Raw genomic sequence first — 12,620 nt, 5'->3', positions numbered from 1 at the left:
TGAACAGCGTCTTCAGGCGCGGTCCAGCTCGAAGGCGCGGGCGATCCGGTAGCGGGGGCCACCCGGTTCGCGCTCGCTGGTCATCAGCGCCACCGCGTCCGCCGTCCAGCGGCGGCTGGTGAAGCCGGCCAGTCTTTCCGTCCAACGCGCGGCGGGCCCGGGTTCTTCCCGGGGGAACCGCGCGAGCGTCAGGTGGGCCGTGTAGGGCCTCGCCTCGGCGTCGGCCCCCGCGGCGTGCGCGAGGGGCGTCAGCTCGGCTCCGGCGACAGTCAACCACAGCACCCCGGGGAACGTCGCGGCCTTTTCCAGCCGGACGTCGACGGCGGCGTGCCCGGCCAGCCGACCGGCGAGCCAGGCCGCGCGGGTGTCCAGGTCGTCGTGGCCGTAGTAGGCGAGGGTGACGTGCCAGCGCTCCGGCGGCTCCCACCGCAGGCCGTCGCCGGGGTCGCCGAGGGCCGCGGCGACCTGCTCGACGACGTCGTCCGGCGGGAGCAGCGCGCTGAACAGGACCGGCATCAGGAGCCGTTGCCCGCCCGGCGCAGCAGGTCGGCGATGGCCGGGAAGTCGTCGTCGAGGCGCTTGGCGGCCTCGCCGAGGTCCTCGTCCTCGGCGACGTCACGCAGGTAGGCGAGCACCCGCCGGTCTTCGTTGATCACCGGGATGTTGTCGCGGCCGACGGTCGGGCGGGAGTCGCGGACGTCCTCCATCGCGGCCAGCATCGCCTCGCGGTTGCCGGCGGCGACCTCGGGCACGAGGATCTTGCGCTCGAGCATGATCATCCTGGCCAGCACGACCGGGTTGCCGATCTTCGCCCGGCGCCCGCTCATCACCTGGCTGAGCATGGGGGCGCTGATCCCGAGGACCTCGGCCAGGAACGCCTGCGAAACGTCGAACGCGACCACGAGCCGGCGCACGCGGTCGCCGAGCGGCTCCCCGTACCACTCGCGCTGCAACGCGATGTTGCGCTGGACGATCTTGTGGTCCTCCACCAGTTCCGCTCCCCTTGTCCCCGCTCGCGCACACCGTCCGTGAGCATTTTGCCATCGCTGTCACGTGCGTGAACGCGAAATCCCCTATTCGCCCCCGGTAGGGGTGTCCGGGGGCACCTCCAGTGCCTTTCTCGTCTCGATCACGTCGTCGTCGATCTGCGTCACCAGCCCGGCCGAGTCGGCGAACCGGACCTGGTCGCGCAGCCGCGTCACGAAGTCGATCGCCACGTGCTGGCCGTAGAAGTCCTCGTCGACGTCGAGGACGAACGCCTCGACGGTCCGCTCGCGCCCGGAGAACGTCGGGTTGGTGCCGACCGAGACCGCGGCGCGCAGCCGGCGCGCCGGGTCGGCCGAGCGGGTGAACCAGGCGCTGTACACACCATCGGCCGGGACGGCGGCGAAGCGCGGCGTCGACAGGTTCGCCGTCGGGTAGCCGAGCTCGTGGCCGCGGCCGTCGCCGCGCACGACGATGCCCTCGAGGCGGTGCGGGCGGCCGAGCGCCTCGGCCGCGGCGACGACGTCGCCGGCGTCGATGCACGACCGGACGTAGGTGCTGGAAAAGGTGATCGCCGACTGGTCCTCTTCGGACAGTTCCTTGCCCTGCAGCTCGGCGCCGTAGGCGGCGAAGCCGAACCGGCGGCCGAGGGTGCGCAGCATCGCGACGTCGCCGGCGGCCTTGGCGCCGAAGGTGAAGTTGTCGCCGACGATCACCGCGGCCGCGTGCAGGCGGTCGACGAGCACCTCGTGCACGAACTCCTCCGGCTGCAGCCGGGACAGCTCCAGGGTGAAGGGCAGCACGCAGAAGACGTCGACGCCGAGGCCTTCGACGAGCTCCGCCTTGCGCCGCAACGTGGTCAGCTGCGCCGGGTGACTGCCGGGCCGCAGGACCTCCGACGGGTGCGGGTCGAACGTCAGCATGACGCTCGGCAGCCCGCGTTCGGCCGCCGCGGCCACGGTCCGGTGGACCAGCTCCTGGTGCCCGCGGTGCACCCCGTCGAACACGCCGATGGTGACCACGCACCGGCCCCAGCCGCCGGGGAGATCCCCCAGCCCACGCCACCGCAGCACGTCAGACTCCCGTCTCTCAAGGGCCACCCTAGGCGGGCAGCAACACGACCACTGCCCGGGACACGCCTTCGTCGTCGGCGGCCAGCGCGAGGACCCGGCCGTCGGGGCCGAAGAGCCCGTAGGTCCCTTCGACGCCGGCGGCCGGGATGCGCTGACCGTGCCGGACCGCCTTCGCCGTGGCGGCGTCGAGGTCGCGGCGCGGGAAGGCCGCGGCGACCGCGGCGTCGAGGTCCAGGCTCAGTTCCGGCTTCTCCTCGAGCTGGTCGAGGGTCCGGGCCTTGGCCAGGGTGAACGGGCCGACCGTCGTGCGCCGCAGCGCCTTCAGGTGCCCGCCGACCCCGAGGTCCGCGCCGAGGTCGCGGGCCAGGGCGCGGACGTAGGTGCCGGACGAGCACTCGACGACGGCGTCGACCTCGATGTGGTCTTCCTCGTGGCGGATGCCCAGGACGTCGAAGCGGTAGACAGTCACCGGCCGGGCCGGGATCACGACGTCCTCGCCGGCGCGGACGCGGGCGTACGCGCGCTTGCCGTCGATCTTGACCGCGCTGACCGCGCTCGGCACCTGCTGGATGTCGCCGGTCAGCTTTTCGACGCCACTCGCGATGTCTTCGTCTTTCACGTCCGCGGTCGCGGCCCGCGTGAGGACCTCGCCCTCGGCGTCGTCGGTCGTGGTGCTGCTGCCGAGGCTGAGGGTGGCGAGGTAGGTCTTGCGGTCCAGCGCGAGGTGGCCGAGCAGCTTGGTGGCGCGCTCGATGCCGAGCACCAGCACGCCGGTCGCCATCGGGTCGAGCGTGCCGGCGTGCCCGACCTTGCGGGTGCCCATGATCCGGCGGGCGCGGGCGACGACGTCGTGCGACGTCATGCCGGCGGGCTTGTCGACGATCAGCAGACCGGGCGGCGGGGCGGGACGGCGGGGCGGTTTGGGGCTCGACACGCGGCAAACCCTACTGGCCGCCGATCGTGGGTCGATCAGGCCGCTCGGAGCCGCCAGGATGGGGGCGTGACGGAGATCGAAGTCCGGGCCGTCCGGCCCGCCGAACTGGCCGCCGTCGCCGAGCTGCGGTGGCGCTGGGTGGCCGAGCAGGACGGCCTGCCCGGCGACGGCCGCGCGGAGTTCGTGCGCGAGTTCGCGCTGTGGGCGCGGGAGCACGCGGCCACCCACCACTGCCTCGTCGTGGTGCGCGCCGGGCGGGTGCTCGGGATGGCGTTCCTGGCGGTCACCCCGCGCGTGCCGACCCCGGCGGCGTTCACCAGGGCCTGCGGTGACGTGCAGAGCGTCTACGTCGTGCCCGAAGCCCGCCGCGAGGGGCTCGGCGGGATGCTGATCGAGGCCGTCCTGCGGCTGGCCGGAGAGCTGGAACTGGAGCGCGTCACGGTGCACTCGTCGGGGCCGGCCGTGCCGGCTTACGAGCGGCGCGGGTTCGCGGTCGCGCCGCAGCTGCTGCAGGTGCCGGTCAGGCGGCCACGATCGGTGTCTCCGGCAGGGCGGCGTCCCAGCGGCGGCGGGTGATCCGGACCGGCAGCTCCTCGCCGCGAGCCTCGGCCAGGAACAGGTGGGCGCGGGTGCGGCGCCACCACACGAGCATCCGGGCCGTGCCCAGCGCCAGGATCGCGACGATGGCCAGCAGCGAGATCCGGAAGCTGCCGCCGGTCCACTGGAGCAACACGCCGACGAGCAGGGCGGCGATGGTCGTCGCGACGAAACCGCCGACGTTGACCACGCCGGTCGCCGTGCCGACGCGGCTGAGCGGGTTGTAGTCGCGGGCGAGCGCGAAGCCGATCATCGACGCCGGGCCGCCGAGGGCGAGGAACGCGAACGCGGGCACCAGCACCGGTACGGGCACCGTGCCCGGCCAGCTCAGCAGCACCGCCCAGATCAGCGCGGCGCCGCCGATGTAGCCGCCGACCAGCGGCATCCGCAGCGAGGGACGCCTGCCGATGAGGCCGCCGAGCAGCGGGCCGCCCGCCATCGAGCCGAAGACGAACACCGTGAGCAGCGCGCTGGCCGTGGCCTTCGACTGCCCCTGGCCCTGCACCAGCCACGGGACGCCCCACAGCAGCGTCAGGGCGTTGGGGGCGAACATCGTGCTGAAGTGGACCCAGAAGCCCAGGCGCGTGCCCGGCGTCCGCCAGGCCTCGGCGACCTGGTGGGCGAGCTGGCGCGGCCGGACCTCTTCGCGGACGGGCGGCTGCTCGCCGGCCGGGACGTCGCGCACGCGCAGGGCCACGACCAGCGTGTAGAGGACGGTGATGGCGCCGACCGCGAGGAAGGTGGGGGTCCAGCCGGCGCCGTCGAGCACCAGCGCGAGCGGGACGGTGGCCGCGAGGTTGCCGATGTAGCCGACGGCCGCGGTGAACGACGTCAGCAGCGCGTACTGGCGGCCCGGGAAGTGGGCGGCGACCAGGCGCAGGACGCTGACGAAGGTGAGGGCGTCGCCGAGGCCGAGCACGCCGCGGGCGAGCAGGCCGAGGCCGTAGGAGTGGGCGACGCCGAGCAGCAGCTGGCCGGCGCCCAGGATCAGCACGGCGGCGGTGAGGACGCGGCGGGGGCCGTAGCGGTCGACCAGGACGCCGGTCGGGATCTGCATCGCGGCGTAGACGCCGACCTGCAGGACGGTGAACGTCCCGAGCGCGGCCGCGCCGACGCCGAAGCGCTCGGCCGCCTGCAGCCCGGCGACGCCGAAGGAGGTGCGGTGGAAGACCGCGAGGAGGTAGACGGTGACGGCGGCGAGCCAGATGAGCCAGGACCGGGCGGTGGCGCGGCCGGTGGCGGGCGGCACAAGTTCCTCCAGGGAATCGGCGTTTCGTGGTGCGGACGCCTGCGCTGCCGTCCCTACTACTTGTAGCGCCTAAGCAACGGCGAAACATAGCTGTTATCCCGGTGGCCTTCACCACATGGTTTTATGTGAATCTCCTTCATGTTCGGGGGTGGTGTGGTGACCGGGCTGCACGGGGCGCACGCGGTGATCACGGGCGGGTCCAGCGGGATCGGCCTGGTGACGGCGGCGGCGCTGGGTGCGCGCGGCGCGTCGCTGTCGCTGGTGGCTCGGGACGAATCCCGGCTGCGGAAGGCGTCCGTGTCGTTGAAGTCACGCGGGTATCCGGTGCGGACGGAGGTGGCCGACGTCTCTTCGCAGGGCGAGGTCTCAGCGGCGTTCTCGGCGTTGGTGGCCGCGGCCGGCCCGTGCGACGTGCTCGTGACCTGCGCGGGCCAGGCGCGGCCGGGCGAGTTCCTGTCGCTGGACGACGAGGTCTTCCGGCGGATGGTGGAGGTGGACTACTTCGGGACGCTGTACGCGGTTCGCGAGGTGGCGCCGTCGATGGTCCGGCGGCGGAGCGGATCGATCGTGGCGATCTCGTCGGCGGCGGCGGTGCTGGGGATCTACGGGTACACGGCGTACGCGCCGGCGAAGTTCGCCGTCCGGGGGTTGATGGAGGCGCTGCGGGACGAGCTGAACCCGGCGGGGTTGCACGTGGCGTGCGTGTATCCACCGGACGTGGACACGCCGCAGCTGGCGGAGGAGAACCGCTGGAAGCCGCCGGAGACGGCGGCGATCAGCGGGACGATCCGGCCGATGGCGGCCGAGGCGGTGGCTTCGGCGATCGTGCGGGCGGTGGAGCGGGAGCGGTATGCCGTGTACCCGGACCGGTCGGTGGCCTTGCTGGCGGCTTTGGGCCCGCTGGCGGCGCCGTTCCTGCGGCGGCTGGTGGACCGGCGGGTGCGGCACGCGCGGGCTTGACTCAAGCCGGGCGGACCGCGCCCGTCACCGCCCAGTGGCCCGACCGCCAGCGGACCAGCACGAACACCAGCCGCAGCACCATGAACAGCGACAGCCCGGTCCAAATCCCCGTCAGGCCCCACCCGAAGCCCAGCGACGCCCAGATCAGCGGCAGGAACCCCAGCGCCGCGCTGCCGAGGGTCGCGTTGCGCAGGAACGCCGCGTCGCCCGCTCCCAGCAGCACTCCGTCCAACGCGAACACCACCCCCGCGATCGGTTGCAGCGCCACGAAGAACCACCACGCGTGCGGGATCTCGGCCAGCACCCCCGGGTCGGACGTGAACGCGTGCGGTAGCACCCACGACAGCGCCGCGAACAACACGCACAGGAAGCACCCGAGCAGCAGCCCGTACCCGGTGATCTGCGCCGCCACCCCGCGCGCCTGCCGGGCCGCGTTGGCGCCCAGCGCCGCCCCCACCAGGGACTGGGCCGCGATCGCCACCGAGTCCAGCACCAGCGCCAGGAACGTCCAGAGCTGCAGCACCACCTGGTGGGCGCCCACCGCCTCCGTCGACGTGCGGGCCGCCACCGCCGCCGCCGAGATGAAGCACGCCTGGAACGCCAGGCTGCGCAGCACGAGGTCGCGTCCCAGGCCGAGCTGGGCGCGCATCACCTTGAAGTCCGGGCGCAGCCCCACCTTCTCGCGCACGAGCGCCACGATGAACAGCGACGCCGAGATCACCTGCGCCACGACGTTCGCGATCGCCGAGCCCTCCAGCCCGAGGTCCGCTCCGTAGACGAGCACCGGGCACAGCACCGCCGAAATCCCGTTGCCCGCCAGCACGTACCGCAACGGCTTCGCGGCGTCCTGCACCCCGCGCATCCAGCCGTTGCCCGCCATCGTGACGAGGATCAGCGGCGCCCCGAACAGCGCGATCCGCACCCACGACACGGCCGCGCCGGCGACCTCGTCGCTGCCCGACAGCGCCCGCGCGATCGGCCACGCCAGCAGCTGCCCGGCCGCCAGCACCACCAGCCCGACGAGCACCGCGAGCCACGTCGCCTGGACGCCTTCGCGGACCGCGTCGGCCCGGCGGCCCGCCCCGTGCAGCCGGGCCGTGCGCGAGGTCGTGCCGTACGACAGGAACGTCAGCTGGCTCGACACCTGGGCCAGCACCACACCACCGAGCGCGAGCCCGGCCAGCGGCAGCGCGCCCAGGTGGCCGACCACGGCGGTGTCGACCAGCACGTACAACGGCTCGGCGGCCAGCACCCCGAGCGCGGGCACGGCCAGGCCGAGCACGCGCTTCGCCGGGATCCGCTCCGTCTCCTCCACGTTCACCACGAAACGGACTCTAACCGCCCCCGCCGACAGTTCTGGCCGGCGGGAAAGCGGGAACTTTCCGGGGCCGCGGTCCGACGGAGGGTGGCCGGGCGAGGCAGGCCGGGCCAAGCCGGGGCGAATACCTACAGCAGCGGTGCCCGCTCCAACGCCGCCCGTAACCCGTCGAGGACCTCGTCCGCCGTTCCCGCGATCGTGCAGCCCGCGGCCTGCCGGTGCCCGCCGCCGCCGAACTCCGCCGCCACCGCCGAAACGTCGATTCCCACCGATCTCAACGAAATCTGCCACTGCGCCGGGTTCGTCACGTCCTGCTTGAGCACCGCCGCGACGGCCGCCTCGCGCACCGAGCGGACCACGTCGATCACCGACTCGACCTCTTCGCCGCGGACCGTCCGCGCCTCGTCGATCCGCACCACCGTGTGCACGAAACCGCGCCCCTGCGCGGCTTCCGGCTCCAGAGACGCCTCGCTCAGCACCGAGGACAGCATCGGCAGCCAGCTGAACGGCCGCTCGTCGACGATCCGCCGCACCACCTTCTCCGGGTCGACGCCCGCCTCCAGCAGCCGGGCGGCCATCCGGTGCGTCTCCGGGCTCGCCCGGCGGAAGCCGCTCGTGTCGGTGACGATCCCCGCGTAGATGCCGCGCGCGATCGGCTCGTCCAGCTCGACGCCCAGGGCGTCCAGGATCCGGAACACCAGGATCGCGCTGGCCTCGGCGGTCTCGTCGACGACGTTGCAGCCGCCGTAGAACGTGTTGGTCGCGTGGTGGTCGATCACCAGCACCGAGCCGGCGCGCTCGACGCGCCCGGCGAGCCGGCCCAGCCGCTTCGGCACCGGCGTGTCGACGCAGACGAGCAACGCCTCGCTGTCCGGCAGGTCGTCCGGGTGGGTGAGCAGGCCGTCCTCGTCCAGCCACCGCAGCGTCTCCGGGGCCTCGTCGGGCTCGCCGAACGAGACGCGGACGCGGGCGCCGCGCTGGTGCAGCGCCCGGCCGAGGGCGAGCGCGCTGCCGAGGGCATCCGCGTCCGGGCGGACGTGGCCGAGCACCGTCACGTCGGTGGCCGACGCGAGCAGCGCCGCCGCGTCCCGGATGTCCTGCGCCAAAGTAGGGGTCACGGTGCGTCACGCTACGCTCTGCGGGATGCCTGAGTACGTGATCCTGGTCCACCCGTCAGCCAACCGGGTCTACGCCGCCTCCTCCCCCGCGCTGCTGCGCGCCGAGCTGGCGGTGTTCGGCGCGGCGCTGCCGGCCGAGCTGTCCGGGATCGAGGAGGTCGAGCTCGGCGGGGTCGGGTACGTGCGCTTCACCAGCTCCGCGCCCCTCGGCGAGCGCGATCTCGCGCTGCTGTCGAACCTTTCGTCGCTGTACGCGCTGTTCGAGCTGGGTGACGGCGTCCTCCGTCCGGTCACCGTGACGCCGCTGGCGAAGGCGGACTCGGACCTGCTGACCATCCAGAAGTACCCCGGCAAGACCAACGAGTCGTTCACGAAGCTGCTGCTGAACGTCACGCTGCTGGCGACCGCGGACCCGTTCTCCGACCGGCCCAAGTACCTGCTCGACCCGCTGTGCGGCCGCGGCACCACGCTGAACCAGGCGATGATGTACGGCCTGCACGCGACCGGCCTGGACGTCGACGCCAAGGACTTCGAGGCCTACGAGGCGTTCATCAAGACGTGGCTGCGCAACAAGCGCGTCAAGCACACGGCCGACTCGGGCCAGTTGCGGCGCAACAAGGTCCGGCTCGGCCGCCGCCTCGACATCGAGTACGCGCTGGACAAGGAAGCGTACAAAGCGGGCGACACCCGCAAGCTCACCTACTTCCAGGCCGACACGCTGACCACCGACGAGGTGCTGCGGGCGAACTCGTGCGACGTGATCGTCACCGACGCGCCGTACGGCGTGCAGCACGGCAGCCACCGCGAGACGGGCCTGCAGCGCAGCCCGCGCGACCTGCTCGCCGCCGCCGTTCCGGTGTGGACGCGGGTGCTGCGGCCCGGCGGGGCGCTCGGCATCTCGTGGAACACCACCGTGCTGCCGCGCGAAGAACTCGTCGAGGTGCTGCGCAAGGCCGGGCTCGACGTCCGCGAAGGCGGGCCGTGGGAGGAGTTCACCCACCGGGTCGACCAGGCCATCCTGCGTGACCTGGTCGTCGCGGTGAAGCCCGCCTCCTAGGACTGCGTCAGCTCGGGCTTGGTCACCTGCCCGTTCTCCGCGGGAGCCGCGACGGGCGGAGTTCCGAGCCCGCGCTTCACCGAGTCCAAGATGGACAGTCCCTGGCCGACCAGCCCGGCGGCCAGCTCGCCGAGACCGTCGGCGCCGTTGAGGATGTTCACGTTCGCCCCGGACAGGCCGCGCCCGGCCTCCTTGACGATCTGCGGCAGCTGGTCGATGAGCATCCGGTCGAGCGCGACCCGGTTGTTCGACGCGGCCGCCTCGGCCTGCACGCGAATCCGCTCCGCCTCGGCCAGCGCGAGGATGCGGATCCGCTCGGCCTCCGCGTCCGCCGGTTTGATCACCTCGGCCACCAGCTGCTGCTGACGCAGTTCGGCCTCGCGCTGGGCCAGTTCGGTGCGCGCGTCGATGACCTCCTGCTGCGCCTTGGCCTGCGCGAGCGGGCCGGCCTGGGCGGCTTCGGCCTGGGCCGCCTCGACCTCGGCGCGGTACTGCGCCTGCACGATCGACGTCTGCCGGGCGTACTCCGCCTGCGTCCGCTGGGACTTCTGCTCGGCTTCGGCCGCGGCCTGGTTCGCCACGGCCTGCGCGATCTGGGCGTCCCGCTGGATGGCGGCGTTGTGCGGCGCGGCCATCGCGGCGATGTAGCCGAGCTTCATGTCGTCGATCGACTGGATCTGCAGCGCGTCGACGGTGAGCCCGATCTTCGCCATCTCCACCGCCGAGCCGTCCAGCACCTCGGTGGCGAGTTTCTGCCGCTCGGTGATGATTTCCTCGACCGTCATCGACCCGATGATCGAGCGCAGGTGGCCGGCGAAGATCCGGCCCGTCAGCACGGACATCTGGTCCTGGTCGGAGAGGAACCGCTGGCCGGCGTTGACGATGCTCTCCGTGTCGTTGCCGACCTTGAACGCGATCACCGCCCGGACAGTGAGCGCGATGGCCTGTTTCGTGACGCACACTTCGGTCACTTCGGCCTCACACATGGAAAGCGTGAGGAACCGGACCTTCCGGAAGATCGGCATGACGAACGCGCCGTGGCCGGTGACGACCCGGAACGGCGAGGCGCCATTGCTGTGCTTGCCCCCCGAAATCAACATGGCTTCGTTGGGAGCCGGAACGCGATACCCGAACATCGCTGTCCTTCCGCGAACAGTCAAGAAGACGGATCCGAGGCGTCCCACGCCACGACGTCGACCGTGCGCCGTCCCCGGGCTTCCACGACCAGGACGGTCGTGCCCTTCGGCAGCTCCGTGTCGGACCAGGCAAGGAAGGTTTCCAGGCCGCCCCTGATCCTGATCAGCACCTCCCCGGGGCCCCGCTGCCCGCGGGTGCCGACCAGGAGGACTCCGGTGCGCCCGGCCGGGGAGAGATCGGAGTGCACGGGTGCCCGACCTCCCTCGGTGGCCGCCTGGATGCGGGGAAGCCCCCGCTGCTGCCCATTGTGCTCCCGGCGGGCGCGGGCGGTGGGCACTGTGAGGTTCCGATCAGGAGGCAACCTTCGCGGCTATACTCCGGAGCGTGACCGTCGAGCAACGTCCCCTGCGCGCGGACGCCCGGCGCAACCGGGAAGCGCTCGTGGCGGCCGCGCGGGAGGTGTTCGGCGCCAAGGGGGTCGACGCCCCGCTCGACGAGATCGCGCGCCGCGCCGAGGTCGCGATCGGCACGCTCTACAACCGGTTCCCGACCCGGGCCGACCTGGTCGAGGCCGCGTTCCTGCCGACGCTCGAAGAAGCCCGTGCGGTCACCGAAGAAGCCCTCGCCGTCGACGACCCCTGGGACGGTTTCGTGCTCTTCCTCGAACGGTCGGTCCGGATGCAGGTCACCGACCGCGGCTTCACCGAAGTGTGCTCGCGGGCGTTCGACGCCCGGTCCGGGCTGGAGAAAGCCAAGCAGGCCAACGCTTCCCGGATGAACCGGATCATCTCCCGCGCCCAGGAGGCCGGCGCGTTGCGGAAGGACTTCCGCGGCGAGGACCTGGCGATCGTGTTCGCCGCGGCGACGGCGACCCCCGACTGGCGGCGCGCGCTCGGCATGGTCCTCGACGGGCTGCGGGCGCGATGACCTGGCTCGCGGACACCCGCACTTCGTACGACACGGTGGCGGAAAGCTACGCCGAGTTCGTTTCCGGCGTCCTGGAGGAGCAGCCGTACATGAAGGCGGCGTTGGCGCTGTTCGCGGCCGAGGTCGACGGGCGAGCGGTGGACGTCGGCTGCGGCCCGGGGCACTTCACGGCGCACCTGGCCGCGCTGGGCGTCGAGGCGTCCGGCGTCGACCTCTCCCCGGCGATGATCGAGCTGGCCCGGCGGGCGCACCCGGAGCTGCGGTTCGACGTGGGCTCGATGACGGACCTGGCCCTGCCGGACGCGTCGATGGCGGGCGTACTGGCGTTCTGGTCGCTGATCCACATCCCGGACGAGGCGGTGCCGGTGGCGCTCGGGCACTTCCGGCGGGTGCTGCGGCCGGGCGGCCTGCTGACGATCGGCTATCACGTCGGCGCGGGGACGCGGCTGAAGACCCAGGGCTACGGCGGGCACCCGATGCGGGTCCACGTCCACCTGCGGCAGCCGTGGTGGCTGGCGCGGCGGGTGCGGGAAGCCGGGTTCACGGTCGAGGCGGAGTGGGCGCTCAACCCGGAAAACGAAGTGTCGCAAGCGATCCTGTTCGCCCGCACCGCGGGCTAGCCGCGCACGAGGGGCAGGAAGAGGTCGTCGACGATCGACCGGATGCGGCCGGCCTTCGGGGGTTCGAGGTCCATCAGCAGGTCGTGGCGCACCAGGTCGAACGGCATGGCGAGCACGGACGGCGGGACGCGCGCGAGGTCGATCTCGCCGCGGTCGTGGGCGCGCTGGTAGAGGGGCCGCAGGTGCGGGGCGCCCATGAGCTCGTCGCGGATCGCGGCCGGGGTGCGGCCGGTGTCGGCCAGCAGTCCCGAGAACGCGGCGGCCGCGGCGATGGCGAAGAACGCGGCACGGGCTTCGCTCACCGCCGTCAGGTGGGCGATCAGGTCGCCGCGCAGCTCGCCGGTGTCGGGGAGGGCGATCGGGTGGGTGTCGCGGTGGTGCGCGAGCGCGGCCAGCACGAGCCGGTCCTTGTTCGCCCACCGGCGGTAGAGCACGGGCTCGCTGGTCCGGGCGCGGGCGGCGACCGATTCCATGGTCAGCCGGGCGTAGCCGGCCTCGACCAGCTCGTCCCACGCGGCGGTGAGCAGCGCCGCCTCCAGCTCCTGGCCACGCCTCCGACGGCGGACGGGTTCCGGCATCGGCCCACTTTAGAAAGGTTTGCCTTTCTCGGCAAGACGGCCTACCGTTCTAAGAAAGGGATTCCTTT

The 12,620-nt window shown here is 72.6% G+C and carries 15 protein-coding genes; 5 read left to right on the top strand and 10 right to left on the bottom strand.

Going from position 1 to position 12,620, the window contains the following annotated elements; genetic code table 11:
- Positions 1-12: 12 nt before the first annotated feature.
- The 4 genes from thpR to truB all read right to left on the bottom strand — a co-directional run bounded on the left by thpR (position 13) and on the right by truB (position 2,991).
- Positions 13-516 (bottom strand): RNA 2',3'-cyclic phosphodiesterase, encoded by a 504-nt coding sequence (thpR, locus tag AB0J40_RS35185; protein WP_364462028.1) that lies wholly within the window; start codon positions 514-516, stop codon positions 13-15.
- Positions 516-989, bottom strand: a complete 474-nt coding sequence (locus AB0J40_RS35180; RefSeq protein ID WP_364462025.1) for a helix-turn-helix transcriptional regulator — start codon at positions 987-989, stop codon at positions 516-518. Before AB0J40_RS35180 ends, thpR begins: the two co-directional genes overlap by 1 nt.
- Positions 990-1,073: 84 nt before the next feature.
- Positions 1,074-2,057, bottom strand: coding sequence for a bifunctional riboflavin kinase/FAD synthetase (locus AB0J40_RS35175; protein WP_364462022.1), 984 nt, complete (start codon positions 2,055-2,057; stop codon positions 1,074-1,076).
- 28 nt (positions 2,058-2,085) lie between these two features.
- Entirely contained in the window at positions 2,086-2,991 is a 906-nt protein-coding gene (gene truB, locus AB0J40_RS35170) for a tRNA pseudouridine(55) synthase TruB (RefSeq protein ID WP_364462019.1), read from the bottom strand.
- A 66-nt stretch (positions 2,992-3,057) separates the two neighbouring features.
- Here truB and AB0J40_RS35165 point away from each other — a divergent pair, with 66 nt between their 5' ends.
- Positions 3,058-3,567 carry a GNAT family N-acetyltransferase gene (locus AB0J40_RS35165; RefSeq protein ID WP_364462016.1) on the top strand — a complete coding sequence of 170 codons (510 nt, stop codon included), beginning with the start codon at positions 3,058-3,060 and terminating at the stop codon, positions 3,565-3,567.
- On the opposite strand, the gene AB0J40_RS35160 is transcribed toward AB0J40_RS35165, so the two are convergent.
- Entirely contained in the window at positions 3,512-4,837 is a 1,326-nt protein-coding gene (locus AB0J40_RS35160; protein ID WP_364462013.1) for an MFS transporter, read from the bottom strand. The genes AB0J40_RS35165 and AB0J40_RS35160 overlap by 56 nt on opposite strands.
- A gap of 156 nt (positions 4,838-4,993) precedes the next feature.
- Here AB0J40_RS35160 and AB0J40_RS35155 point away from each other — a divergent pair, with 156 nt between their 5' ends.
- Complete coding sequence (locus AB0J40_RS35155; protein ID WP_364462010.1) at positions 4,994-5,797, top strand: SDR family oxidoreductase; 804 nt, start codon at positions 4,994-4,996, stop codon at positions 5,795-5,797.
- Position 5,798: 1 nt separating this feature from the next.
- Here the strand turns inward: AB0J40_RS35155 and AB0J40_RS35150 are convergent, their stop codons facing one another.
- Positions 5,799-7,118, bottom strand: coding sequence for an MATE family efflux transporter (locus tag AB0J40_RS35150; protein ID WP_364462094.1), 1,320 nt, complete (start codon positions 7,116-7,118; stop codon positions 5,799-5,801).
- 125 nt (positions 7,119-7,243) lie between these two features.
- A complete protein-coding gene (locus AB0J40_RS35145; RefSeq protein ID WP_364462007.1) occupies positions 7,244-8,233 on the bottom strand; it encodes a bifunctional oligoribonuclease/PAP phosphatase NrnA in 990 nt (329 codons plus the stop codon).
- A 25-nt stretch (positions 8,234-8,258) separates the two neighbouring features.
- Between AB0J40_RS35145 and AB0J40_RS35140 the strand changes: the two genes are divergently transcribed.
- Positions 8,259-9,290 carry an SAM-dependent methyltransferase gene (locus AB0J40_RS35140; RefSeq protein ID WP_364462005.1) on the top strand — a complete coding sequence of 344 codons (1,032 nt, stop codon included), beginning with the start codon at positions 8,259-8,261 and terminating at the stop codon, positions 9,288-9,290.
- Here AB0J40_RS35140 and AB0J40_RS35135 read toward each other — a convergent pair.
- Together AB0J40_RS35135 and AB0J40_RS35130 are read right to left on the bottom strand one after the other, a co-directional pair.
- A complete protein-coding gene (locus tag AB0J40_RS35135) occupies positions 9,287-10,390 on the bottom strand; it encodes an SPFH domain-containing protein (RefSeq protein ID WP_364462002.1) in 1,104 nt (367 codons plus the stop codon). The two genes, AB0J40_RS35140 and AB0J40_RS35135, sit on opposite strands and share 4 nt — an antisense overlap.
- 56 nt (positions 10,391-10,446) lie before the next feature.
- A complete protein-coding gene (locus AB0J40_RS35130; RefSeq protein WP_364461999.1) occupies positions 10,447-10,674 on the bottom strand; it encodes a hypothetical protein in 228 nt (75 codons plus the stop codon).
- 137 nt (positions 10,675-10,811) lie between these two features.
- On the opposite strand from AB0J40_RS35130, the gene AB0J40_RS35125 reads away from it, so the two are divergent.
- Together AB0J40_RS35125 and AB0J40_RS35120 are read left to right on the top strand one after the other, a co-directional pair.
- Positions 10,812-11,354 (top strand): helix-turn-helix domain-containing protein, encoded by a 543-nt coding sequence (locus tag AB0J40_RS35125; protein ID WP_364461996.1) that lies wholly within the window; start codon positions 10,812-10,814, stop codon positions 11,352-11,354.
- On the top strand, positions 11,351-11,974 hold the full coding sequence (locus tag AB0J40_RS35120; RefSeq protein WP_364461993.1) for a class I SAM-dependent methyltransferase: 624 nt from the start codon (positions 11,351-11,353) through the stop codon (positions 11,972-11,974). The genes AB0J40_RS35125 and AB0J40_RS35120 overlap by 4 nt, the downstream gene beginning before the upstream one ends.
- Here the strand turns inward: AB0J40_RS35120 and AB0J40_RS35115 are convergent.
- Complete coding sequence (locus tag AB0J40_RS35115) at positions 11,971-12,552, bottom strand: TetR/AcrR family transcriptional regulator (protein ID WP_364461990.1); 582 nt, start codon at positions 12,550-12,552, stop codon at positions 11,971-11,973. The two genes, AB0J40_RS35120 and AB0J40_RS35115, sit on opposite strands and share 4 nt — an antisense overlap.
- Positions 12,553-12,620: the final 68 nt, after the last annotated feature.

It is taken from the genome of Amycolatopsis sp. NPDC049691 (genome assembly GCF_040675005.1).
In the GTDB taxonomy this organism is placed as follows: Bacteria; Actinomycetota; Actinomycetes; order Mycobacteriales; family Pseudonocardiaceae; genus Amycolatopsis.
The sequence above is the reverse complement of the archived record's forward strand: the minus strand, read 5'-3'. Positions and strand labels throughout refer to the sequence as shown.